Here is a 26,526-nt window from a genome sequence, read left to right as displayed (position 1 = left end):
GTTCTCTTTTTATGAATGATACAATATACAATGCCTTGCGATACAGTCTTGTTCAGCAAATTCAGAAGGTTAAGTCTCTTTATATATCAGGATATTATCCTTTGAATGTGTTTCATCATCATACTTGTTTAAATCTGTTTATAGCAAGTATTGAAGCATTTGATTCCGAAGATTTTATATTAGAGACTCCAAGAACAGAAATTTTAAATATTATTACACAATCCATTCAAACAGATTTTGAAAAAAAGAAAGATGTTTCTGAAATATTGCTCAAAATTCACAAGCAATTAAAAATTGACCTCAAAAAAGCTCATACATTTCCCGAAGTCCCCTACCGAAAACCCATCAATGAAGAAACATGGGAATATATTTGGAAAAAATTTGATGAGGAATTAAAGTTTTCCAAATGGTTTGAATATGCCAACGAGTATCCTGAAAAGTTTATTCGACTATCTGATGCCATTGAAGCAGAAGAAGAACACATTTATTATGTTCATAAACTCTCTTACAGAGGAGCTACTGAGCTTTCAGGAAAATGGTTTTCTGAGATGTATGCTTATGATAATCATTATTGGATAAGCAAAGATTTTTCTTGGGCTTTGTATGCAGAACCCAATGGCTACCCTGAATTTTATGGGAATATCTAATCTTTTTTCTTTCTCGTATAAATCATTTAGGATTCATAACTACTGTATAATCTGGCTAATCAGTGCTACACTGAAAATAGAAAGTAAAAACCAGCCTACAAAACCCTCTATGACTGTCAGATAACGAATCACCCCTTTGACTGGTACTTCCCCAAAACCAAGTGTAGAAAATACATTGAGGCTTAAGGTAAGAGAGTCCACAGCCCGAACAACTGTAAAATAGAGAAAATCGAGAATGATAAGCGTTCCAAAAACAAAAAAGGCTTTTACTTTTTGTTTCTTTGTAAAATTGTACCAATGTGTAGGATATTGGTCTATCCAATCATAAAATTTCAATATAAATCTATGTTTCATATTTTTCCACCATGCTAACGGAAAAGCTACCCAACGAAAAAATGCCGGTAAACTTTCTTTTTTGACTTCTATCAAATCAGCATATTTTTTTGCATCGTTATCAGGTACTCCAGAGGGCACATGTTCAGAATAAATATTTTTGAGGCTATTTTCTTCCGAAAAATAACGAGCATACATGGCAAGTTTTCCGTAAATAGTTGTAGGTGTATTGTTCTCGTTTTTATTATAGTTTACTCTGAAAGGGCTTACAAAATATACCAATCCAAAGGAAATAAGCACCCAAACTGAAATATAAATAGATTTGAGAGGGTTTGTTCCATAATCGCAGAATTCTCGAAGAAACAAATTCATCAAATAATTAAAATAAACATTTACCTCTTTGTTTTTGTAAGTATTTCTGAGATATTCAGTTTCAATATTCTTCCATTCTACATAACAGCTATTGGCAAACATCCGATTGCCTTGTGTTTTAAATACTGTATAGAAATTGGCATAACAACTAATCAGATTATTAAAAACTACTTCATCTTTAATTTGGCTACGCATAACCCCATTAATCAGTTTGTTATTTTTATCATACACTGAAATTTTATTATCTGCCACACTCGACCATTGTATACGGGTATTGGTTGGATTTAGGTTAAAAGCGTCAATAATAATTTTACCACTGATGTAACTATCATTCAGTAAAAATTGGTTTTGGATAGCCGTTTTGGTCAAATTGATATTACACTCAAATTTATTGCCTACCAAAGCCATATTATTGAAATTGGAAGTAGAAATATCTATGACTCCTTTGGCTGTATTTTGGAATTGAAAAGGAACTTTGAATTCTGTATTTTCAATAGTTAAATCTGCTTCGCCTTTTTGATGAATTTCAAGCAAACGAGGCTCTATTACATACATATCAAATCCTGAGAAGCGAGTATCATCTTTAATGAGTGGATTGATGCTAAACTTGCAATTACTAAACTTTAAATGGTCTTGGATAACATTAAAATGATAACGAAACCCATGTTTAAAATCTACTTGGTCAAAATCTAAAAAACCAATATCATTTCTTTCAAACCTTATCGTTTTTTCAAAAGTGCTATTTTTTAATATAATTTTTAAATCAACACAACTAGATATACCGAAAAAACCTTCAAAGACCATTTTATTCATGACCCACCACATAGCTTTATCGAAAGTACATTTCACAATGGTAACATCATGTTTTACTCTCCAAACGGGCGAGTTGGGTTCATTGAAACGTTTGTCCATGCCCTCTCTATCCTCCTTTTCATCAAAAATAACATTCACATCTCTATATTCTACAATAAAACCTTCATTAGCTCTTGTTGTAGGAACATAGTTAACAATTGTATGAATAAACTTTGTAAAAGAAACCGTTTTTCCATTAATGGGTGAGGGTATTACTTTAGATATGGGAACTTTCACAATACTTTGTGAGAAAGCAACAACGCTATTTAAGAAAAGTAAAATATAGATACATCGAATAAGCATATAGCAAAAATCTGTAAAAAAACGAGCATAAAAAATACGCCTTTTAGCGTATTTTAGTGGTAATATAATACTATATCTTGTTTATATTGTTTGGCTTCATTTATCCAACTTTGTATTTCTCTGAGTTGCCCTCCTGAAAGCTTTTGCTGAAGTTTTAAATCTAAGTCTGGTGTCATATTTTCACTTTTCAATACAAAAACAGTAGGAAAATCGTCTGGTGTAGGAATTTTCATAGGAGCATCAATGTTGTACAAGCCAAATTCTGACAAATCGAAAAAAACATCAGCAGAAGCAGGATACCACTCTCTATTAGACATAAAACGTCCCAAATCTTCCATAAAACCTTTAAGAGCATACCAATATTTATAGCCTAGATTGGCATGTGTAGCTTTGCCATCCAAAAGCTCTTCTACAATTTCCATCATCGTAGGAGTATTTTCATCCCATTCATCTATTTGCTTGGCATAACGAGCACACGCTTTTTTTATTTTAGACCTTTTAGAACTTACTGTACAACCAAAACGGCTTTTTACCCTATCCAAATTTACTCTGTAGGGCATAATTCCATAACTCATACAATTTATGTTTTAATAGAGATGATTTTTCTACTCAAGATAAAAGATTTTATGGAATTCCATAAAATCTTTTCAAGAAAAAATTTATACTCTTTAATCTTTCTTGGTTTGTAGATTGGCAAATGCTTTTTCGGCAGCAGCTTGTTCAGCTTTTTTCTTGTTTTGTCCCATACCAACTCCCACCGATTCGCCATCAAGCTGCACTTCCACAGTGAAAACGGTTGTACCTTTGTTGTTTTTTTCGTCTATGAGTACAAATTCTATTTCTTTGTTTTCTCTTTGAGCATACTCAATAAGCAAACTTTTGAAGTTAAGATTAGTCTGTACAATTTTTTCAATATCTAAATGTGGTTGGATGAGCCTTTTAAGAACAAATTTCTTACAGAAATAGAAACCTTTATCCAAAAAAACAGCCCCTATGAATGCCTCAAGGGCATCTCCTGCCATAGACTGATAAGTTCGGGCGTAGCGTTGCCCTTCAAACTCTACCAAATCGGCAAGACCAATTTTTCTAGAAAGATTGTTGAGGCTTTCTCTGTTTACAATTCTGGAACGAATTTCAGTTAGGAAACCTTCATCTTTATAAGGGTATTTTTTATAAAGATATTCTGCTATAATAGCCCCCAAAATAGCATCTCCAAGATATTCGAGTCGTTCATTGGAGAGTTTAAAACTCTGATTGGGTGTTTTTTCTGCAACAGAAGAATGCTTAAGAGCGAGTTTATAGATATTTAAATTCAAAGGCTTAGCTCCTGTCATCAAATTGATGAAAGAGATAAGCCTTTTGTCATCTTCAGTTTTTTTCTTGAAGAAATTAAAAAAAGATTTGATGCTCACAACTAGCCTTCAAATTTTTTGAATATTAAAGATGTATTATGTCCTCCAAAACCAAAATCGTTACTGAGAACATAATCTATTTTACGAGCTTGAGCTTGATTCGCAGTAAAATTTAATTTACTATCTAACTGATCATCTAGTTCAACCAAGTTAATAGTTGGCGGTGCAATTTGATTTTGAATAGCCAACACACAAGCCAAAGCTTCTACAGCACCAGCAGCACCCAATAGATGTCCTGTCATGGATTTTGTAGAACTCATATTGAGTTTGTAGGCATGGTCTCCAAAAACTTTTTGTATAGCTATTACTTCTTGCGGATCTCCAATAGGCGTAGAAGTACCATGTGTATTGATGTAATCAATTTTATCTGGTGTAATGCCTGCATCTTCTAAAGCATCCTCCATACAATAGATTACACCTATTCCTTCTGGATGTGGTGCTGTAATATGGTGAGCATCAGAAGAAAAACCTCCTCCTACCATCTCAGCATAAATTTTAGCTCCACGCTTTATAGCATGCTCATATTCTTCTAAAACAAGACAAGCTCCACCCTCTCCTAACACAAAACCATCTCTGGTTTTGTCATAGGGTCTTGAGGCAGTTTCGTAGGCATCATTTCTTTCAGAAAGAGCTTTGTTAGCATTAAAGCCTCCCACACCAGCCTCTGTAACAGCTGCTTCAGAACCTCCAGTAAGAATTACATTGGCTTTCCCCCAACGAATATAGTTGAAAGCATCAATAATTGCATTATTAGCTGATGCACAAGCAGATACAGTTGTATAATTGGGTCCTAAAAATCCATATTTAATAGAAATATGTCCTGGAGCCAAGTCTGCTATCATCTTGGGAATAAAGAATGGATTGAATCGAGGTGTACCATCCCCTTTTGCAAAATCTACAACTTCCATTTGCAAAGAGCGTAAACCTCCAATTCCTGAACCCCAAATAACACCTACACGGCGTTTATTAAGGGTTTCCATATTGAAACCTGCGTCTAAAATAGCTTGTTCAGCAACTGCCATAGCATAATGCTGAAAGATATCCATTTTACGGGCTTCTTTATGTTCTATATATTGCTTTGCATCAAAATCTTTGACTTCACAGGCAAAGCGTGTTTTGAATTTAGATGCATCAAAACGAGTAATAGGAACAGCTCCACTTACTCCCTTAGAAAGCCCCTGCCAGTATTGCTCTACAGAGTTTCCAAGAGGTGTAACTGCCCCTAATCCCGTTATTACCACTCTTCTTGGGTTCATTAAGTTGAATTTTTGGATAAAATACTACTTTACATTTGCTTCAAGGTAGGAAATCGCTTGACCTACAGTAGTAATGGTTTCTGCTTGATCATCAGGAATTGAAACATTAAACTCCTTCTCAAACTCCATGATTAATTCTACTTGGTCTAAGGAGTCCGCCCCTAAGTCGTTGGTAAAACTTGCATCAGTGGTTACTTCAGAAGGCTCTACGCCTAATTTTTCCACAATAATACCTTTTACTTTTTCTGCAATTGTTGACATTTGTTGTTGAGTTTTGGTTTAACAGAACGCAAATAAATACAATTTACAATCATTTGCCAAAAAAAAAGGTAAAAAAGTTACAATTAATCAACCAACAATGAGTAACAAAACAATGAGTAATGTAAATATTTTCGTGTTTTCATTTTAAAGCGTTATTTTTACAACGTTTTTCACTAAAAATTTAATGATTGTGCATTCAGCTATTTCTTCTAAAGATAAACAATATATTTGGCATCCTTTCACTCCTCTTGTTGGCTCTGAACCAGCTTTGCCTATTACAAAAGCCCAAGGGGTATATCTTTACACAGAAGATGGTCAAAAAATTTTAGATGGAATTGCTTCGTGGTGGGTAAATTTACATGGACATAGTCATCCAAAAATTGCTGAAGCCATTTATGAACAGGCTCAAACCTTAGAGCATATTATTTTTGCAGGTTTTACTCATAAGCCAGCTACAGAACTCGCTGAAAGGCTTTTAGCTATTTTACCTCAAAATCAGAAAAAAGTTTTTTACTCAGATGATGGTAGTACAGCTTGTGAAGTAGCTCTTAAAATGGCTTTACAATATTGGTATAATCAAGGTATTAAAAAGAATAAAATTATTGCTTTGGAAGGTGCTTATCATGGAGATACCTTTGGGGCAATGTCAGTGGGTAGTCGAAATCCTTTCAATGCTCCATTTCAAGAAAAATTATTTGATGTGGAGTTCCTGCCCTTCCCTACTTGCTATCAGGGTGGTTGTTGTGGAGGTACACGAAGTACAGAGAAGTGTATTTCAGTTGGTCAAACCCTTAAAAAAATGGAAGAATTGGCTGCTTCTGGGGAGGTCGCTGCCTTCATTTATGAACCTCTTGTACAAGGAGCTGCTGGTATGCGAATGTATAGTGTCGAAATTTTAGATGCACTTTTAGAAATAGCTAAGAAACACAATATTTTGTGCATTGCAGATGAAGTGATGACAGGTTTTGGACGAACAGGAAAACTTTTTGCATCAGAATATTGTACAAATAAACCTGATATTATGTGTCTTTCTAAAGGCATTACGGGTGGTTTTATGGCTTTGGGAGCAACTACTTGTACCGAAGAAGTCATTTCTGTATTTCGTTCACCAGAGTCATCTAAAACATTTTATCATGGACATTCTTTTACAGCCAACCCCATTGCTTGTGCTGCTGCTTTGGCTAGCATGGATTTACTCATTCATAAAGATTGCATAAAAGCTATTAATCAAATAGAACAGTCTCATATTCGTTTTGAATCGAAAATTGCCAAACACAAAGCCATTAAGAATATCCGAAGTATTGGAACAATCTTGGCTATTGAGCTGAAAAATAGCGAAGAAAGCAGTTATTTTAACAGTATAGGCAAAGAAGTCTATCAGTTTTTCTTAGAAAAAAATATGCTTCTTCGCCCTTTGGGAAATGTGGTATATGTAATGCCTCCATACATAATTCTACAAGAAGAATTACAGCAAATTTATGAAGCTATTGAAGAACTTTTGAGTCAATATAGTTAAAAACTAAAACCTGCTCTTAGAGCTATTCTTTGATAATTAAAACTTTTTTCTTGAGTGGAGTTCATCATATTGATGTTCTCCGTACCCTGTTGCTGTCTATACCCAACACTTAATAAAAAACCAGTAGAATTATTAAAAATAACCTTCATTCCTATACCTGCTCCCCAAAGAGCTCCACCACTGAATGTCAGGTTAGGATTTTCATTGGTTGTAATGTTTTTTCCATATCCTATATCAAGAAAATAAAATGGTATAACAAGCTTATTTTTTACAAAATCACCCCTTATACTTCCAAAAACAGGCAAGAATGTTTGTGTTGCATATAAATCAATCCCTATGCCACCTCCTAAAAATAAATATTGATTAAATTTATATCCGTTTACTGTCTGAAATGAAAATGCAGAGGTATTTACGTTTGGATTTGCTGTATTCCTTGCAGCCAATGCTCCCAATTCTGTATAATGAGAAAAACCTTTTGTTTTATAGCTGGTATTAGAAAAGACTTTTTCCTCTTTGATTTCTAAAACATCTGTCTTTGAAAACACAAATATATTTCCTTGTGTTGTTTGGATTTTTATTTTTTCGGAGTCATCGGATAAAACTTTTCCTCGAATAACCCATTCATTTTTTAGGTATAATACTTTTTCTGTATTTTTTTGAGCAAAAATAGAAAAAGAAGCAATTTGAAAGAGAGCAAAAAATAAAAAAAATGATTTCATAAAAAATAAGATAAGTAGTAATATGTGCAATTATGTTGCATAACGCTATTGATCTATCCATTGTTTAAAGAATTGTACTTTTTCTCTGCTCACAATGACATCCATATTGATGTGAGGTTCTAAAAAAATCTTCAAACGACTGTTAATATAACTTTTAAACTCCTTGATAGCGTTGATTTTTAGGATAAATTTTCTATTAATTCTAAAAAATAAAGCAGGGTCTAATATATTTTCTAGTTGTTCTAAAGTATATTCTATAATAAAACGTTTTCCTTGTATATTACTTAAAAAACAAGCTTTTTCATCTGTATAAAAATAAGCTATATCTTCTATATCTTGATACTGCATTTTATCTCCATATTTTACTAAAAATCTTGACTTATATTGATAATGAGATGCTTGTATATTTTTTTTGAGAGCATCCACTATCACATCTATATTTGGAATGGCTTGTTGATGATATTCTTGAATCGTTTTGTATTTTTTGAGAGACAGACTTAATTCTTCTAAACGAATGGGTTTTAACAAATAGTCTATACTATTGTATTTGAAGGCTTTTAAAGCATATTCATCATAGGCAGTTGTAAAAATAATGGGTACATGAAGTTGTATATGATGAAATAGCTCAAAAATATGCCCATCAGAGAGGTGAATATCCAGCAATAGTAAGTCTGGTGAAGGGTTTTGAGTCATAAATTCAATGATATCTTCAACAGAATCTAAAGAAGCTACTATTTCAATGGAAGCATCATATTGTTTGAGCAATAATTGGAGTCTTTCTGAAGCAAGAGCCTCATCTTCTGCAATTAGTATTTTCATAACTGAACGTCAATAAGTGGTAACTTTACTTTAAAAAAGTCTTCATCTTCAATAACTTCAATATTTCTATGACTCAATAACTGATAATGTTTGGCTATATTTTTAAGCCCTACAAGTGTTGAATCTTTTTCTAAGAGAGTTTTACGTTGGAGCGAATTACATACAATAATGTGAGCATCTGAGTCTGTGTAAATCAGTATTTTGAGTGGTTTTTTTTGAGACACGATATTATGTTTGATTACATTTTCTAACAGCATCTGAAGTGCTACAGGTACAATGCTGTATTCCAGATATTTTTGCTCAATCTTGATATCGACAATGAGGTTATCAGCAAATCTTTTTTGTAGAAGATATAAATATGATTGTATAAAGTCCAGTTCCTCATTTAGTGGTGTTAGCTCTCTTTCATGGCTTTTTAAGACATAACGATATACTTTAGAGAACTGCTCAACAAATTCATTGGCTGTATGAGCATCTTTGAGTATCAATGAGGAAAGTACATTCAGATTATTGAACAAGAAATGAGGATTTACTTGGCTTCTTAAAGATTGAAGTTGAGCCTGAACGGATGTCCTTTTGAGTTCTTCCGCTTCCAAAAGTTTTTGTTGATACTGACTAATATAATAAGAAATGACATTCAAACAATGTAAAAATAAACTTACCCGAAAACTAAATACGATAGATAATTTGAGAGGAAGCAAAATTTGAGACCATTCATAATCTAAGCCATAAGTGCCTATCAGATATGTGGGTAGAAAACCTGCCAGCAAGGCAATTGGTAAACTTGAAAGAAATTGTATGATTAAGAAATGTACTTTTTTTCCTGAAATAATAACTTTTTGAGGCAATAAGCGTTGCAAAACTCTATTTCCTTCCCATATGATTGCTGTAATTAATAAAAAAACAGAAATAATATAAATAGAAGGAGCATGAATGGGATAGAATTCGAACACTTCTGTGAGAACTGTATTGAAATAAGAATACAATCCGAGTAATAAAATAAAAATGTATCTGTATTTATGTGAAAAAAGCATACTAACCTATATTAAAAATCAGCTCTAAATACTAAAAGCATTTAGAGCTGAAAATTGTTTTATCTTAATACATTATTGATAGCATGAGCTACTCCATTTGTACCCATTACATTGGTAACAAGAACATTAGCACTTACAGGTGTTGAAGAATTTGGTGTAAGAGTAACTGTTGAACCACTGATAGAAACAGAAAGTGTACCATTGGCTACTGTAATAGTTTGTCCGTTGGATAAATCGGAAGAAAATGCTCTTGAGCCAACCACTACGTGTCTGCGAACAATATCTGCCAAAGCTGAAGCTCCAACAGCTGCCAATTCGCTATCTTCTAGAGTTCCGTTAGAATTAGCATCTAAGAAGTTAAAAGCATCATTTACTGGAGCAAATACTGTAAATGGACTATTAGCTGTTCCACTAAGAAGATTTGCTAAACCTGCTGAAGGGCTTGTATTGGCATCTGCATACTGAATAACTCTCAATAAACGACTAAAACGTGTATCTGTTGCTACTAAATTGGTAAGTGTGCCAGCAGGTGGTATCAAAACACTTCCTATTACATGAACTACCCCATTATCTGCTGATACATCGGCAGTTGCCACACGAATACCATTGATAAACACACCATTTCCATTACGAGTCGCATAAACAGGGCGTGAGCCATCAAAAGTGTTCACACTTGCATTGGGTCCAGCAGGCACCTGACTAGCATTTACCTGACCATTCAATACATGATAGGTTAAAATACTTAATATTGCAGAAGCATTTGCTGGATTTGATAAAAATGCCTGATTGAATCCTGCTGCTGTAAAAGCATCATTGGTTGGAGCAAATACTGTTAATTTTTGATCAACAGCTCTGATAAGAAGTGCAGCTACATTCGTAGAGGTATTTCTACTTACATTGGCTACTGCTGTTGTCAATAGAGAGAGATTAGCATTTCCTAAAGCTGCATCTAAAATCGAAGTACGTGGAACTATTACAGAATTGACAACATGAATTGTCCCATTCTTTGCTTTTAAATCGGCTGTACTGACTGTTGCATTATTCACAACCACGCTACTACCTTTACTGATTACTAGTGGTTTATTGGAAAGTGTATTTAGGATTTCTCCATTCACCAAACTCCCAGCATTTCTTTCTGTGGTCAGTACATGGTTTTGTAAAATGCTTGTAAGGGTCGCTACATCAGCATTTCTCACATCATTTTCTGTAGCAAAACCAGCTGCTTTGAAGGCATCATTGGTTGGAGCAAACACTGTGAGCGTTCCAGGATCGGCAGATAATGCGTTTTGCAAGCCTGTTCTCAGAACAGCTGCTTCCAGAAAACTGAAATTAGAATCGTCTGTTACGATTTGTGTAATAGTTTTTTGATTATTAGGAACAGGTGCTGGATCATCTTTTTTGCAACTTGCTATACTACCTGCGATTAGAGTTGTAATAGCTAAAGATTTTAAGCTCGTTTTAAAAATTATTCTTTTCATAAAAAATGAGGATTTAGTGATACAAAATCTGTATTCATAACCCTCATTTTTTCTTATGGTTATGAGAACCATGCTGAACTGTCAAATCTGATAGCTCAGTTGTAAGATAATCTTTCTCAACTGTAATTATTATAACATCAATAATCCTATAATAGCTGCAAATATCATAAAAAATATGGACCCTATAAAGATAAGAAATTGTAATAAGAAAGCCTTTATGATAGTTTTTATCCAACCCTGCTCATAAACAACTCTTTGTGAAATAATCTGATAGATAACTGTTACTAAAAAGAAAATGCCAAAATAAATTCCTTGAGCATCCTCATCCTTGATATAAAAAATAGGAATACCCAAAAGTAATGTGATACTAAAGAAATGAAAACCATATATCAGATGTTCTGAATAATATCGTTTACGGCGAATATACAACAATTTGAGCATCAAAGCCATAAAAGGAATCATCAGAAGGGTTGCCCACCACAACTTAGAGCCTACAAAATCTCTGATAAAACCATCAGGGTCCTTGGCTGTTTTGATACTTTGTCTGAAAAGAACTTTTTGCCATGTTTGTGTAATCTGGTATTTTTTGAAAATTGAGTCCACAGGCAAAGTATAAACATCTATCAGCTTAATATTAGCCTTTGGTTCGGATTTTCTACCAAAACTGAAATTGATATCGAAAGGCTTCTCTCTTAGATATTTCAGATATTTGAGGTCTTTGGTAAAAGCTGTATCTATCTTACTTTTTGCACTAGAATCTAAGCTTTGTTTAGATAATTTTAGATATACTTGTTCTACCTGTAAAGCTTTCTCAATTTCTCGCACATTGATATCCCTTTCTATCTCTGTTTTTGGCTTTTTACCTTTTTTCTTACTTTTAGATACATTGAACCTGTCTTCTTCCATCCGTTTCTGTCGGTTGGCAAAGGTAATAGAATCTTTTTTTCTTCGTTCTACTTTCTCTTCGTCTGTTATTTCATTGACATGTGGAACACTGGCAACCAGACCTGCAAAAAAGAACACTGAGAAAAAAATATACAGACGAATAGGAGGTAAAAAGGCACTTCTTTTACCCTCAATGAATGCTCTGGTCAGATAGCCTGGTCGAAAAATTAAATACAAACCTGTTTTAAATACCTTGCTATCGAAATTGAAGTTGGTATCTAAAAAATCTTTAAAAAAACTCCAAGCAGACTTTCTGATGTCTAAATGTTTTTGTCCACATTTATGGCAATGTGAAGAATCCGTATATTGTTCTGTCCCACAATTGGGACAGTGTGTTCCATTTAAGAGACCTTTTTCCAGAGAAATCATGTATCAATATTGTTTTGTATTTGGCAAATAAACGTTTAAAATTCTTGAAACATTATTCAAATTGCATTTTTTTTATTTCCCATCTACATAATCTTGCAAATATGTAAAATAGGGTGTCAGTTTGCCATTTTGAGCAATGGTAGCTCTTTCCAAAACCTTATCTTTATCTCCGTTAAAAAACTGAGGCAATACTTGTTTCATAAATTGCTCACCAAAATCTTTAGAAGCACCAAAAGGAAGTTCTGTAGGCAAATTATCTACTGCCATCATGGTAATATTATTCAGATTACTAAAAGCCCTCTCCTCTTGTCCTGTTTCTGGGTTAAAATCATAAAGTGGGTCTGCAATTGTTGAAGCTCTTAGGGTTGTAGGAATTGAGCCTTCTATATCGCAGGTAATATCTGCAATGATACTAATTTTAAAATTGGGGCTTTTGGAGTCTTCCAACGTAAATAGTTTAGGAGCTTTTGGATTCCAGAAGTGAGTAGAAATATACAAATCTGTCTGATTGGCATATTTTACAAAATCAGATTCAAAAAGTTCTGGATTGTCATAAAACTTATCGAATGGAGTATTTGTATTTTTTGCTTTGTAATAATCTGAAGAAGCCAACACCACAAAAACGGGCTCGTTGAAAGTTTGATTCAAATATTCTTCTGGGCTTACTTGCCTGATATTAAGAGCTTTTACAATTTCGATAGCACCTTTTCCTGAACGCCCTCTGCCTGTAATAGCTATCTTGATGTTTGGCAAACGTACTTTTTTAAGTTCTTTGAGTAAATCATCATAATCTTTGCAATCAATGGCTCTATGAAGCTCATAGAGTCTGTATTTAAGCCCCCATGTACGAAACGCATGATATGCCCCTACAATGCCTGCATAACGCCCAAAAGCAATAATTCTTTCTTCTTTTATATCTGTAAGACACTCGTAATCAATGAGTCTAATTTTTTTTTCTAAACAAACTTGCAATAATTTTTTATTATATGCTTGTTTTTTGATGGTATGTGAAAAAAAGAAATAAGTTTTGTTAGGTATTAAATCTTTGATAGGGACTTCTTTCACGCCTACAAGCACATCACATTCATCCATATTTTCCATAACAGGCAGATTAAGAGCTTCATATTCTTCGTCTTTGAGACAACGAACCACACTCGACTGCACAAATACTTTTACTTCAGGAAAATCTTGTTCAATTTTTTTGCACTGTTCTGGCAATAATACTACACGTCTATCTACGGGAATTTTCCCTTCTCTAATAACACCTAACTTCATAAATATTGGGTTTTAATTGGTTTTTGGCAAAAATAACAAATGTATTTGACTTTGACAATTACTCGAAATTGAGTTTTTTATTACATCTATAAAAAAAAGCACGAAATTTGATAGTATTATTGCAAACACATCAAACCCGTATTTTTGGAATGAATAAGCATATACTTAGTTTGTTATTGATTTGGATAGTTTTAGGTAGTACAATAGCATTTGCACAGCAAAAAGAAATATCAGACGCAGAGGCTTACATCAAGCAAGGTAACTCTAAAGGTCTTTCCCGACATTTTGGCGAAACCGTAGAACTAAATTTTGATGGCAAAAAACAAAACTATAGTAAAAATCAAGCAGAATTTGTCATGAAGGATTTTTTTGGAAAGAACCCTCCCACTGATGGTTTTGAAAATTATCACAGAGGCAATAATTCTGGTGTGAGCTACTCCATCAGTAAATATGCTTCACAAAATGGTTCTTATCGAGTTTTTATGAAAGTAAAAGTGCATCAAGGGAAATATATGATTGATGCTCTGGACTTTACCCTTATTAAAGAATAGATTACATAACTATGACATATTTTACAAGAGGCAGGTTTTTACTTGCCTCTATTTTTTGTAAAAAAGGATTGTTTTATGTCTATCATTATGCTTCGTTAATGATGTTTTTTTACTATTAAAAAATTCTAGCATAAAAGAATTTTTCTAAACTAATAATTTTTTTATAAACATGAATAAAAATAAATACACAAAAAAAATCATAAACAAAAGCAAAGACACAAAAAAAAATATAATTATATTTATGTTATTGGGTGTGCTAATATTCTCCTTGACACTAATTATGGAACGTTTTATGAGAGGTGAAGTAGCCACTCCCAATAATTTAGCAGACTTTTATTATAGTTCTGGATTGGGTTGGTTTTTGTTATTATTTACAGAAATATTATTATTTACAGCTATTATTATAATCTTCTATGGCTACATTATCCATTATATTACTTCCTTTGGCAAATGGGTAGAAGTTACAACCTTCTTATTCTTTTTAGTAATTATAATTTATTTTTTAATACAAGGGAACTTCAGTGTTTATGGTTATGCATATAAAATTGAAAAGCTATATACCAATAATCACCTGCTCTATGTATTTGATTATGTTGAACATTCCAGTAAATATGGAAACTCATATGTTTATAGAAAACACACCTTCAATGCCAAAACGCTTGAAAGAGTAAATAGAGAAGTTACCCAAAAAGATGCTACACTCAATTACCCCTCATACAAAGTTCTCTCCTCTGATGACCTACCCTCATATATATTAGAAAACAAAGACCATTATGATGCCATCGAAGCTCCCATCACAATCACTATAGATGATATTATCATTATTGCCAACAAAGGATGTCTATTTCAATTAGATAAAAAAACTAAAAATATTCTAAGGAAAATAAGACTCTAAAAAATATTGTATCTTTTTTAGATGAAAATAATTAATTAACTATCATTTTTTGTATATCAAATCTGACAGAGATTATGATTTATCAGATACTTGAAATGGATTTAACCATCCATTGCATCAAAGAATATAAATTTTAATTGATAGAATATTTAGGCTCTACATTTTAAAATATCATCTTCTTGATTATTTTTGACTTTATATTCATAAAACAATTTTTTTATGCGACCATCTTACGCCAACGACGAAGCTCTTTATAACCTCATTGACAATGCCTTGAAAGAAGATGTAGGTGACGGAGACCATTCTTCCCTTTCGTCTGTACCCAATAACGCTATGGGCAAAGCCCAACTCATTATCAAAGATAATGGTATTCTTGCAGGTATGGAGCTTGCTCAGATTATTTTTGATAGAGTAGATGCAGATTTAAAAGTAGATGTACGCATACAAGATGGTACAAAAGTAGAAAAAGGACAAATTGGGTTGTATGTAGAAGGGAAAGCTCAGTCTATTTTAAAAGCTGAACGCCTCGTTCTCAATTGTATGCAACGTATGAGTGGTATTGCTACTTTCACTGATATACTCAATCAGAAAATAGCTCATACCAAAGCCAAATTATTAGATACCCGCAAAACAACACCCAATTTCAGAATTTGCGAAAAATGGGCTGTATGGATTGGTGGAGGTAAAAATCACCGTTTTGGCTTATACGACATGATTATGCTCAAAGACAACCACATAGATTATGCAGGTGGCATCCAAAAAGCTGTTTTGGCAGCACAAAATTACCTCAAAGAAACAGGTAAAAAGCTACGAATTGAAGTAGAAACCAGAAATCTTCAGGAAGTACAAGAAGCCCTTGAAGTGGGTGGCGTGGATGTAATTATGCTTGATAACATGAATACAACCATGATGAAAGAAGCTGTAGCCATGATTGCAGGCAAAGTTGAAACAGAAGCCTCTGGAGGCATCACATACGATACTATTGCTGCTGTCGCAGAATGTGGTGTTGATTTTATTTCGGTGGGAGCTCTTACCCATTCCATTAAAAGTATGGATATTAGTCTGAAAGCCATGAAAGCCTAAGTAGTGATAAGTTATGAGTGATAAATTATAAGTTTAAACAATAGAAACCTTATAGGTTTTTAAGTACTTTTTATGAGTTTATTTACTGATTATCAAGTTTTTTACAAAAAATAAACCTATAAGGTTTGGTATAAAATTGTGAAACAAGCAAGTATTCAATATCAAAATACGTCTTATCAAATAGCTGATATTCAAAGTGTAGATATTTCTACACTTTCTTTTTCTCCATATCTCCAAAATACCATTGAATTTTGCAAAGAGTGGCTTTCAGGAAAAGAACAATTTGTAGTCAATACTTCAGGCTCAACAGGAACGCCCAAACCCATTGAAATTTCAAGAACACAAATGCTTGAAAGTGTACGCCTTACAAAACTAGCATTTGGACTCAAAGGAGACGAAACAGCATTGGTTTGCCTGCACACAGACTACATTGCAGGTAAAATGATGCTTATACGAGGTTTGGAACTTGGCTGGCAAATGTTACTCCAAGAACCTTCAAGCAATCCTTTAGAAAAAATCACCGAATCTTTTGATTTTGTGGCATTTGTACCTCTTCAGTTACAAACCATCTTTGAAAAAACTCCTGAAAAAATTACCCTACTCAATCAGTTCAAAACCATTATTTTGGGTGGTGCAAGCATTAGTGCTTCATTAGAAACTTTCATTGAAAGCCTGCAAGTACCTGTATATCATACGTATGCGATGACAGAAACGATTACTCACATTGCTACACGTTTGCTGAACACCAAACAAAAACAGCCTTATTTTGAAGTCATTGAAGGTGTAAAAATTCGATTGGATGAAAGAGGATGTTTGTGTATCACTTCTCCTACTACCAATTTTGAAGAAATTTTTACAAATGACATTGCAGAAATCATTGATAATCAATATTTTAAAATCATTGGTAGAATTGATAATGTCATCAACAGTGGAGGAATTAAGATTCAACTGGAAAACATCGAAAATAAACTCGAAAAAGTATGGGAAAAACTCAAACTCCGCCAAAGATTTTTTTGTACTGGCATTTCTGATGAAACCTTTGGGCAGATTTTGGTATTATGTATTGAAGGAAAGGCTTTGGATAGTGAACAAGAAACTTTGATTATGAAAGAGTTATCTTTATTGGTGGATAAATATCAAATACCCAAAAAGATTTTTTACAAAGACCATTTTTTAGAAACAGAAACAGGAAAAATAAAAAGGGCTTTATAAAAAACCCTTTTTTGTTTAGTAACATTGCCAGAAGGCATAACCTTCAAAAACATACATCTCCCCAGAATCTCCTAAGTTCATATCTCCAAAACTTTCACTAAATTGCATATAAAAATCTGGTCCGTCTTCTGGTTCCTGAATCCAGATAGGTTCACCACACACATAAGCAGGTGCATTAAATATTTTCTTCCTGATGGTTTTCAAATCTGCATTATTTTCATCCATTTGAGCATCATAGTCCATAAAAAATGCCCCTGAAGGTATCTTAATTTCGGTAATTTCAAACGAATATCCATCTTCTGATGCTGGTATTTCTAAAATATCTTCGGCTTTCAACAAAACTGTTTTTGAGGGATTTTCCCATTCTTCTTCATAACTAAAAAAAGCCAAAGCTCTATATTCTTCTCCTACCTGCTTTTTAAATAGAGGCAACGCATCCAAGTCTAATGTAAAAATATGCTTCATAGGCTCCGAATTATATTTAGGTATCAAGTCCTCTTTAATTGTTAAAGCATTTCCTCTAATACGATTAATTTCGTTTGCTGATACAGTTTTATCGTAGTCAGGTGCAAGATAATACACCGTTAAGCCTTGGGCATTCGGATTTTTATCAAAATACTTCTGACACAATTGCTTTAATAGATTAGCAGGTGTTAGATTTAATTCTTCCATATTATTTCCCTTTAATTGAGCATATATTTTTTTTAGTTTTTCTTCTCCAATAGTATTTTTAAAGGTATTGAGCATTTCTCCATCAGCACCTTTTTCGATAGCAAGATTGATAAGCCTTTCAGCATTCATTTTAAGTTTTTCAGAAAGTGAACGCTGTATCCAGTTGGTATTCAATATTTTTATCTGATTTGTTCCAACTGTTTCAAATGCTTTTTCAAGAAGTGCATGAGGTGAGTCATCAGAAAGCAAACTAAATACTCTGATGGTTGTCATTTTGTCTGTCTGTATCTGTGGAAGTAGTTGTTTTACAAGACGTTCTTGAGATAAAAAGCTTGTAATTTTTTCAAAATATGGTTGTAAATAATGGTCAAAATCGTCTCCATATTTAGGTAACCACAAATGTATGTTGATATATTGGTCATATTTTTCATCCCAAAGTATTTGTTTATCAGCCATGTCTGCTAGTTTTATCAATATTGCCATTGTCAATACTTCATAGATATTTTTTTGGGGAGCAACATTGAGTGTAACAGAATCAAGCCATTCCATATTTTCTATATGTGATAAGCCTTTGGCAATAGGTTGTACATTATAAACACCTAAATCCTTTTCAAGTTTATCAGAAAGCACCTGTATTGCATCCATTTGCAAGCTTTTATCCATAAGATGAACCATTGGAAAAGCCGATTTCCATAGGTATTTTTCATCAAGTACTTTTTTGAAAATCTTATTTGCTCTCTCCTCTGATAGGTATAGCAAGGCTTCTTGTGTTTGTTCTAAGCCTACAAACCACTTTTTAGAACTGCTCTCCATTACCTGATAAAATGAATCGCCCCCTATTAAATCATCATACCACTCAGGTACTGGCAAATTTTGTTTTTTTCTTTTTAAGATGGCAACTATTACGGTTGTTTCTGCTTTCTGTCCTGCTCGATAATCTTCTTTTATTCCCTGAATGATGGTTTCAAGTTCCTCAACACTATCATTTCGTATTTCTAAGAGAGCTTTATAAAAATTATGATAATCTGATGTAGAAAAAGCCTTGTATAACTGAATAAACTCATCTACACTTGCTTCTTCTACAGCAGGATAGGCTTGTGGCAAAGGTAAATTCCATTGAAATTTAAGAGATTCTTTCAACAAAGATTTTTTGAAATCTTTGAGAGGAACAAACTTTTCTACAAATTTCTGAAAGTTATCAGGTTTGTAAGTATCTAACTCTACAAGTTTACTATCTTCACACCACCATACATGATCGGCAATACCTTCAGCAGAATAGACTTTATATCCATTAGCTTGTGTATGTAATAGATTATAAGCAATATAAGATGCCATTTTTTTACTTAACTTATTTGCAGGTAGTTTACCAAAACGTACCAATACAGTTTTAAAGCCTTCTTGTGCCAAAGGAGTAAATTCTTCCCATACATCCTCAAATGCTTCTGGCGATTTTAGATAAAGATGCATGCACATTTTATCCAAATCGTACGACCAAAATTTAAACATTTTCCCTCCAATATTGCTTTTTTCAGTAAAATCAGCAGTTTTAAGCAATTTTATGAGGTATTCAGGTGTAATGAGGTTTGTATATTTTGATAAACCTCCAAAACCTAACAGATGAATAGGTATTGTATGTCCTAATCGTATCATTTGCCAAATACTGGCATAAATAGACTCCCAGCCTACTATTTTTTCAACAGCATCTTCTATTTTATAGAAATCTTTTTTTGTAGCAAATACTTTTAATATCTGATTAATGTGTTTTTCTGTTAAGATAGAGCAACCCATTTCGTACTCAACTTCTTTTTCCTTCGCATTTTCAACAAGAATGAATTTCCCATGTTTAAACCCTTCTTTATAAGTACCCTTTTCTAAAAGATTTCCATTTTCATCCCATTTCTCATATTCTCCGTCCAACAATCCATTTTGCCAATGTTGGGTATAAGATATTTTTCCATTGTTAAAATAATTGACATCTTTTCCATGAAGCATATCATTTGTATAATGTGCTTCTCTACTTATGCTTTTTTCAGTAAAAAACCAGACCCAATTTCCTGCCTTCAATCCATCAGAATAATACCCTCGACAATATTCTTGTTCATTTTCGTTGTACCAAGACCAAATACCATCCCATTTCCCATTTTTAAAACCTCCCTGAGAAGTTTTCTTACCTGCTTCATTAAAATAATGAAATTCTCCTTCTGCAAAGTCATTTTGATAACTCCCATACTGTTTGATACTTCCATTGGGATGGTAAAATTTCCATTCTCCTTGCATCTCATCATCGATAAGAACACCTTCTGATTCTAAAATATCAGTGTGGGGATAATAGTTTTTTTGATAATTGTCCATGTTGCTTCATATTATTGGTTTTAATAGGCAAAATAAAATTGCTTTGTCAGAGCAATTTAAATAATTGGCTCGACAAAGCAATTGGTTCACTCCGTAAAATTAATCGGGAGTATTTTTTTATCTTAATTTTAGTGTTACTAAACAAAATACAGCTAGTAGAATGCTAATCAGCCAGAAACGTGTTACAATTTTAGCCTCATGATAGCCTTTTTTCTGGTAATGATGATGTAAGGGAGCCATCAAAAACAAACGATTTTTTTGAGCATATTCTAAACCATGCTTTCTTTTTTGGTATTTAAAATATGCAACTTGTAAGGTTACAGAAAGAACTTCCGCAAAAAATATCCCACACAAAACAGGTATCATGAGTTCTTTGCGTACACAAATAGCCAAAACAGCTATCACACCACCCAATGCAAGGCTACCTGTATCTCCCATAAAAATCTGAGCAGGAAATGAATTGTACCATAAAAAACCAGCACAAGCCCCTGCAAATGCTGTTGCAAATATGACGAGTTCTCCCAAATTTGGGATATACATGATATTCAGGTAACCAGAAAAGATGATATTTCCTGATAAATATGCGAAAATAGCAAGTGTAAGCCCTATAATGCCTGACGTACCAGCTGCAAGCCCATCTATGCCATCTGTAATATTTGCTGCATTCGAGACTGCTGTTACTACAAAGATAACCATTCCAATATAAATAATCGCCTCCAGCCAGTCTGTGTGTACCACATTGAGCACTTTATAGTCAAAAGAATTTCCTTTTAAAAAAGGAACGGTTGTTTTAGTAGATTTATAGGCTACTGCATAATAAGGTTTTTCTCCTTTTCTTTCTATTTTATCAATTCTAACATCTTTTTCTTCTTTTTTAATTTGCTCTATTCGTGTTTCTTGTCCTAAAGGTACACGTTCTTGTACCACTATTCCACTATGATAATAAAGTGTTACTCCAACGACTAAGCCAATACTTACTTGCCCTACAATTTTAAATTTTCCTGAAAGTCCTTCTTTATTTTTCTTGGCAAGCTTTAAATAATCGTCCAAAAAACCAATAAAACCCAAACCTACAAGCGTGATAATCAATAGTAATACATAAATATTATCTAATTTGGCAAAAAGAAGTGTTGGGATAAGAATAGCAAGAATAATGATGACTCCACCCATTGTAGGTGTTCCTTTTTTCTCCATCTGTCCACTCAGACCTAAATTTCTGATGTCCTCACCTATCTGTTTTTTACGTAAATAATTGATGATTTTTTTACCATAAATTGTACTAATCAGTAAAGAAAGTAAGGAGGCTGCTCCAGCCCTAAAAGAAATATACTGAAACACACCAGCACCAAAAAAATCAAATTCGTGTTCTAAGTAATCAAAAAGGTAATATAACATAAGTCAGGTGAATTCTAAATGGTCAATTCTTAAATTCTAAATGGTCATTGTCTATTGTTCAATGTTCATTAATATTTCCAAGTTCAAACTTACTTTCTTTTCAGAAAATCTTTCATAAATAATTGAAAAAAGTTTTGTTTTCTTTTTTGTAAAGATTCTTCTTCGTTGTCATCAACAGGTTCAGAGGCATATTTGGTAGCTTCTACACTATAAAAAGCTTTTGGATGATAACTTTTGACAATATCTACCAATTCTTTTAAATCTTTACGTTCCACCACAGAAAAAATAAGGTTTACTCCTCCTTTATGTCCTTCAGCTTTTACGTTGGTGAATCCAAAACGAGTTGTTCTAAGGTGTTCTACAAGAGCTGTAGCATCTTGACGAGTAATAAAACGAACCAATACTTTTCCTACACCCAATTTATTTTCAAGCGTCATTCCCATAAAAGTTCCTGTGGCATAACCTCCTGCATAGGCTACATACGCAAGTGGATTATTGACTTGTTTAAAAATAGCTGTGATAATTGTTATCCAAATTAAAGATTCGCAGAAACCCAAAAAAGTAGCCAGTTTTTTTTTACCATTCATCATGAGTAAAATTCTTACTGTACCAATAGAAACATCTGTAATACGGGCTAAAAAGATAAGGCAGGGTAAAATAATCCAAGCAAAGAGGTTCTCAGAAATACCTAAATAATTTACAAAAAAATCTTGCATATATACTTATTTTGAAGCCTACGCAAGATAGAAAAAAAGAAAGACTTTGCATTTACAAAGTCTTTCTTTTTAATTTTATTGTTTGATTACCTTTTTAATGGCTTTATATTTTTCATTTCTGATTTCTAAAATATAAATTCCTTTTGGTAAATTATTCAAATCAATACTTTGTTTTAGACCATCTTGTATTGTTTTCTGATACACTTTACGTCCACTTACATCTGTAAGTTCTAAAACGTTGTTACCATAAAACTCTTTAGGTAAATTTACTTGTAATTTATCCGTTGTCGGATTAGGAAATAAACCTAACTGTTCAGAAACATCTTCTAAAGCAAGTACTGTTACTACAAAATTTGCTGATGTACTTTTACAAGTGGAAGCTGTAGATTGAGCCTCTACTGTATATGTACCCATCTGACTGATGGTCAGCTCATTGGTAGTTCCTGTAGATGCTAATAATGTACCATTTAAAAACCAACGATAATTTCTATAACCAGGTGTAGCCACAATTCTAGAACCATCTTGTGTAATTGTTACATTTACACCTGCATTAAAGGCTGTTGATGATAATGTATTATTAGCTGCATTACCATCTCCAGCAGCTGTAACAGTAGCTTCTATGGTATAATTTTCGTTTATTTTACTCAAATCTGCTGTAAAGCTTACATTTTGTGTAGCACTTGGGTTAAGACTCGCAATATTAGCTGAACCAGTATGTACTACACTATTATCAGCTTTTTTAACTGTATAGTTTACTGTTAGATTATTGAGAGCACTTGTTCCAGTATTTGATACTGTAACCTGTATGTTGGTAGATGATGTAAGTGTACATACATTTCCTTTTGGAGTAATGTTAGAAATACTTGCATCAGTTGCACAAGCAACTGTGGTATAGGTAAATGACTGGGCTATAGTTCTTCTACTCTTAGAATTATTTGTTCCCAAAGCTCTTACAGCGTACCAATAAGTATTACCTGTGGCTACAGGGTCTATCAAAGAAGTAGATGTTGTTGTACCCACTGATTCCATATATTTTGCTCCAAGCCTAAAAACCTCGTAACCAGTAGCTCCAGCAGATGCAGTCCAAGATACAGACACTCCATTACATGCTCCAACAAGTGTAAGCCCTGTAGGTGGTGCTTGAATAGAAAAATTAGCAATGCTTTGTGAGTTTAAAGCTCCTTTTGTTACTCTTACAAGTGCTTGTCCTGATGGTGTGTTGGGTACAGCCCAAGTGAATGAACGAGCTGAACCAGCTACTGTAGTAATGTTTGTCCAATTTGTACCATTGTTTGTAGAATATTCTAAAGTAAAGTTCCCATCAGTACCCCATGCATCCCATCTAATTACTTCACTTTCAGAAGGATGAAAAGATTCTCCTCCAAGAGGGAATATTACAACAACTTCATCTCTTACAAATTCATATACAACAACATAGTTTTGAGGACCTTGAGGAATAGTTGTTCCTGCAATATTTACTGTATGATTGCCAGTAGCAGGGTCATCAATTGTAATTTGCTCTGAATTATTTTTATTGTCTGTTCCTCTTGTTGCTAAACTACTGGGATTTGCAGAATCTAATATCCAAGGTTGAACTGTTGTAGAAGCAGGAGTTGTAATAGTCATATTCAAATTGTTGACTAAAGGATTGCTTGAAGCAGATGTACCCTCATAGTCATTCCAATAAACCATTACTTTGAGTTGTTTTGTACCAGCAGGCACATTAATCGTATGTGTATTAGCTCCACCTTGACTGATGCTACTTTCAAAATATCTATTGCCTTCCAAAGTAAGTACAGCTCTACGAGCATTTACTCTACCATAGCCATAAATATAGTCAGGATTAGCATTGCCTAAATCATCTGCTGTATTCATCAAAATAGCCTTGATTAAAGCAGATGTTGGATTATTATTACTATTCAAACTTTTATAAGCATGATACATAACAGCAAGTGTTCCTGAAATAGCAGGGCAAGCCATAGACGTTCCTGTTGAACTATAATAAGTATTATTTTCACCTGTTGAAAGAACGCTTGTTCCAACAGCACAAATTTCAGGCTTTAAACGACCATCTGCTGAAGGACCTCGGCTACTAGAACTAGCTATTACATCTGTTTTAGTAAGATTTCCTATTGCCATTACATTTTTTCCTGCTTTTCTACCACCTGTGATGGTGAAAAAACCTGAACCCGAATTTCCACTAGAAAATACGTGCATTAAGTCAGGAAATTGACGAATTTGTTGATCAACATTTACAGCTCCACTTGTATAACCTGCATTAAGTGTCTCACCCAATGAATGAGAAGTAATTTTGACACCTTTATCATTATAAGGTGCAGGCATCCCGTCAATATCAGCATGTCCACTATATACTTCCAATTGAGCACCAGAGGCTTGCCCTTTCATAAGCGGATTAACATTCCCTGCTCCCATAATAATACCAGATACATGGTCTCCATGATCCCCACTATTTGAAGATAGGTTATTGGTAATTCTTCCCTTTTTATCCATGTGGCTATCTGCAGTACCATCATCACCCATAGAAACTACCACACCTGTTCCATCATATTTTCTACCAGCAGCATATTCTGAATTCATAAAATTGATACGGTGATTGCTTGTAGATTCTCTATTTTCTAAATAAGGTTCTGGGTTTGTAGGTTCTAAATAGAAAACCACAGGAATTTGAGCTAATTCATTCAATTTATCAATGGGAATACGTAATTCCATTGTATTAGGCATTGCTTTTTCATTAATTATCTTTATCCAAGAATAGTTTTTCAAAAGATTTTTAGCTTGCTCAACACTAATGTTATTATATAATTGAATATATACATCATATTTACCATTCTCCTTGATAGCCCACATAGGTTTCTTTTTCCCTTTGAAAAGCATCGAAACTTTATCTTCTCCTTGATAAGGATAAACATCTTTTACTCCTATACTTTTAAGCGTTTCTGAGTTTACATTATCAGGTAAATATGCCCAAAAAGCATAATTAGGCAAATAATTTAACAATGTAACTCCTTTACTTTGAATAAGAGCTTTTGCATTTTCGTTAGGAATTTGATGAAATTGTAGAATTACATAAGTCCCTGCTCCAAATCTTGCTTGGGTAAAGGCTTGTTTTTGAGCAGAAAACTGCTCCACAGCAATTTTAGATGGCTGGTTACCAGATTGTAACTCCAAACGATAATTTTGAGCCATCAATGCTAATGATAAATAGCAGAGAATGATACTAAGATATAATTTTTTCATGGGTACATAAAATGGTATTTGTGTAAGAATAAAAAAATGGATAGTAGTTTTTTTTTGTATAAAACATTCTTTTTCAAGATGATTATACAATATAATATTTTGCAATTTATAATATTTCTAATCTTTATACAAATTTTAGAGATATAAAATATCTTTTTATTATTGCAAAGTCTTTCACTTAAAAATTATTTATGGCTCTTATTTTATCTGTTCGTGGTTACACTCCTAAGTTTGGGAACAATTGTTTCATAGCTCCAAATGCAACTGTAGTTGGTGAAGTAGAAACAGGTGATAACTGCACTATTTGGTTCAATGCTGTGGTACGTGGTGATGTAAATACCATCAAGATGGGTAATAACTGTAATATCCAAGATGGTGTGATCGTACATTGTACCTATCAGAAATCAAAAACTATTTTAGGAAATAATGTTTCTGTTGCTCATAATGCTATTATTCATGGTTGTACCATAGAAGACAATGTACTCATTGGCATGGGGGCAATTATCATGGATAATGTTCATATTGGGGAAGGTTGCATCATTGCAGCTGGAGCAATTGTGCCAGCCAATACCAAAATTGAGGCAGGTAGTATTTGGGCAGGTAATCCTGCTAAGTTTTTAAAACCTGTTGGCGATAAAGTATCTGAAATACAAAGAATTGCTAATAATTATCCTATGTATGCAAGTTGGTTTAAGGATATAGAACAGAATTAGTTAGCTAATTCTGTTGCTAGGCTGGCTTCAAGTAATTGAAAAAATGTTTGAAAAATGCTTTGTTTGTCAATAGACAAGTGTTTTTCTA

General features: G+C 33.4%; 21 protein-coding genes and 1 pseudogene. 7 read left to right on the top strand and 15 right to left on the bottom strand.

Annotation, left to right across the window (positions count from 1 at the left end):
- Positions 1 to 11 precede the first annotated feature (11 nt).
- Positions 12 to 647 (top strand): hypothetical protein, encoded by a 636-nt coding sequence (locus tag AD998_11555; protein ID KOY86695.1) that lies wholly within the window; start codon positions 12 to 14, stop codon positions 645 to 647.
- 39 nt (positions 648 to 686) lie between these two features.
- Here the strand turns inward: AD998_11555 and AD998_11550 are convergent, their stop codons facing one another.
- From AD998_11550 to AD998_11530, 5 genes are all read right to left on the bottom strand, one after another.
- Positions 687 to 2,441, bottom strand: a complete 1,755-nt coding sequence (locus tag AD998_11550; protein KOY86694.1) for a hypothetical protein — start codon at positions 2,439 to 2,441, stop codon at positions 687 to 689.
- Positions 2,442 to 2,560: 119 nt separating this feature from the next.
- Entirely contained in the window at positions 2,561 to 3,082 is a 522-nt protein-coding gene (locus AD998_11545; protein KOY86693.1) for a hypothetical protein, read from the bottom strand.
- 93 nt (positions 3,083 to 3,175) lie between these two features.
- A complete protein-coding gene (locus tag AD998_11540) occupies positions 3,176 to 3,919 on the bottom strand; it encodes a ribonuclease III (GenBank protein KOY86692.1) in 744 nt (247 codons plus the stop codon).
- 2 nt (positions 3,920 to 3,921) lie between these two features.
- Positions 3,922 to 5,175 carry a 3-oxoacyl-ACP synthase gene (locus AD998_11535; protein KOY86691.1) on the bottom strand — a complete coding sequence of 418 codons (1,254 nt, stop codon included), beginning with the start codon at positions 5,173 to 5,175 and terminating at the stop codon, positions 3,922 to 3,924.
- Positions 5,176 to 5,199: 24 nt separating this feature from the next.
- Positions 5,200 to 5,436, bottom strand: coding sequence for an acyl carrier protein (locus AD998_11530; GenBank protein ID KOY86690.1), 237 nt, complete (start codon positions 5,434 to 5,436; stop codon positions 5,200 to 5,202).
- 184 nt (positions 5,437 to 5,620) lie between these two features.
- Here AD998_11530 and AD998_11525 point away from each other — a divergent pair, with 184 nt between their 5' ends.
- Entirely contained in the window at positions 5,621 to 6,952 is a 1,332-nt protein-coding gene (locus AD998_11525; protein KOY86689.1) for an adenosylmethionine-8-amino-7-oxononanoate aminotransferase, read from the top strand.
- Here AD998_11525 and AD998_11520 read toward each other — a convergent pair.
- The 6 genes and pseudogenes from AD998_11520 to AD998_11495 all read right to left on the bottom strand — a co-directional run bounded on the left by AD998_11520 (position 6,949) and on the right by AD998_11495 (position 13,591).
- The gene (locus AD998_11520) at positions 6,949 to 7,671 is read right to left on the bottom strand and encodes a hypothetical protein (GenBank protein KOY86688.1); all 723 of its coding nucleotides are present in this window, start codon (positions 7,669 to 7,671) and stop codon (positions 6,949 to 6,951) included. The two genes, AD998_11525 and AD998_11520, sit on opposite strands and share 4 nt — an antisense overlap.
- A 45-nt stretch (positions 7,672 to 7,716) precedes the next feature.
- Positions 7,717 to 8,490, bottom strand: a complete 774-nt coding sequence (locus AD998_11515) for a hypothetical protein (GenBank protein ID KOY86687.1) — start codon at positions 8,488 to 8,490, stop codon at positions 7,717 to 7,719.
- Positions 8,487 to 9,524 (bottom strand): hypothetical protein, encoded by a 1,038-nt coding sequence (locus tag AD998_11510; GenBank protein ID KOY86686.1) that lies wholly within the window; start codon positions 9,522 to 9,524, stop codon positions 8,487 to 8,489. The genes AD998_11515 and AD998_11510 overlap by 4 nt, the downstream gene beginning before the upstream one ends.
- 530 nt (positions 9,525 to 10,054) lie before the next feature.
- Positions 10,055 to 11,002, bottom strand: a pseudogene (locus AD998_11505) (hypothetical protein).
- Between the two features lie 129 nt (positions 11,003 to 11,131).
- Positions 11,132 to 12,316: a hypothetical protein gene (locus AD998_11500; GenBank protein KOY86685.1), complete on the bottom strand. Its 1,185-nt coding sequence runs from the start codon at positions 12,314 to 12,316 to the stop codon at positions 11,132 to 11,134.
- A gap of 72 nt (positions 12,317 to 12,388) precedes the next feature.
- Complete coding sequence (locus tag AD998_11495; protein KOY86684.1) at positions 12,389 to 13,591, bottom strand: alanine dehydrogenase; 1,203 nt, start codon at positions 13,589 to 13,591, stop codon at positions 12,389 to 12,391.
- Between the two features lie 149 nt (positions 13,592 to 13,740).
- Here AD998_11495 and AD998_11490 point away from each other — a divergent pair, with 149 nt between their 5' ends.
- The 4 genes from AD998_11490 to AD998_11475 all read left to right on the top strand — a co-directional run bounded on the left by AD998_11490 (position 13,741) and on the right by AD998_11475 (position 17,332).
- Positions 13,741 to 14,142, top strand: a complete 402-nt coding sequence (locus AD998_11490; protein KOY88168.1) for a hypothetical protein — start codon at positions 13,741 to 13,743, stop codon at positions 14,140 to 14,142.
- A gap of 169 nt (positions 14,143 to 14,311) precedes the next feature.
- On the top strand, positions 14,312 to 15,037 hold the full coding sequence (locus AD998_11485; GenBank protein KOY86683.1) for a hypothetical protein: 726 nt from the start codon (positions 14,312 to 14,314) through the stop codon (positions 15,035 to 15,037).
- Between the two features lie 219 nt (positions 15,038 to 15,256).
- Positions 15,257 to 16,120: a nicotinate-nucleotide pyrophosphorylase gene (locus AD998_11480; protein KOY86682.1), complete on the top strand. Its 864-nt coding sequence runs from the start codon at positions 15,257 to 15,259 to the stop codon at positions 16,118 to 16,120.
- A 189-nt stretch (positions 16,121 to 16,309) separates the two neighbouring features.
- Positions 16,310 to 17,332, top strand: a complete 1,023-nt coding sequence (locus AD998_11475; GenBank protein ID KOY88167.1) for a hypothetical protein — start codon at positions 16,310 to 16,312, stop codon at positions 17,330 to 17,332.
- A gap of 15 nt (positions 17,333 to 17,347) precedes the next feature.
- Here AD998_11475 and AD998_11470 read toward each other — a convergent pair whose 3' ends face one another.
- From AD998_11470 to AD998_11455, 4 genes are all read right to left on the bottom strand, one after another.
- Positions 17,348 to 20,356, bottom strand: coding sequence for a hypothetical protein (locus AD998_11470; protein KOY86681.1), 3,009 nt, complete (start codon positions 20,354 to 20,356; stop codon positions 17,348 to 17,350).
- A 117-nt stretch (positions 20,357 to 20,473) separates the two neighbouring features.
- Positions 20,474 to 21,751, bottom strand: coding sequence for a phospho-N-acetylmuramoyl-pentapeptide-transferase (locus AD998_11465; protein ID KOY86680.1), 1,278 nt, complete (start codon positions 21,749 to 21,751; stop codon positions 20,474 to 20,476).
- Between the two features lie 89 nt (positions 21,752 to 21,840).
- Positions 21,841 to 22,467: a hypothetical protein gene (locus AD998_11460; protein KOY86679.1), complete on the bottom strand. Its 627-nt coding sequence runs from the start codon at positions 22,465 to 22,467 to the stop codon at positions 21,841 to 21,843.
- Positions 22,468 to 22,542: 75 nt separating this feature from the next.
- Positions 22,543 to 25,815 carry a hypothetical protein gene (locus tag AD998_11455; protein KOY86678.1) on the bottom strand — a complete coding sequence of 1,091 codons (3,273 nt, stop codon included), beginning with the start codon at positions 25,813 to 25,815 and terminating at the stop codon, positions 22,543 to 22,545.
- A 101-nt stretch (positions 25,816 to 25,916) separates the two neighbouring features.
- Here AD998_11455 and AD998_11450 point away from each other — a divergent pair, with 101 nt between their 5' ends.
- Positions 25,917 to 26,438: an acetyltransferase gene (locus tag AD998_11450; GenBank protein KOY86677.1), complete on the top strand. Its 522-nt coding sequence runs from the start codon at positions 25,917 to 25,919 to the stop codon at positions 26,436 to 26,438.
- Positions 26,439 to 26,526: the final 88 nt, after the last annotated feature.

This window comes from bacterium 336/3 (assembly GCA_001281695.1).
Taxonomy (GTDB): domain Bacteria; phylum Bacteroidota; class Bacteroidia; order Cytophagales; family Thermonemataceae; genus Raineya.
The sequence above is the reverse complement of the archived record's forward strand: the minus strand, read 5'-3'. Positions and strand labels throughout refer to the sequence as shown.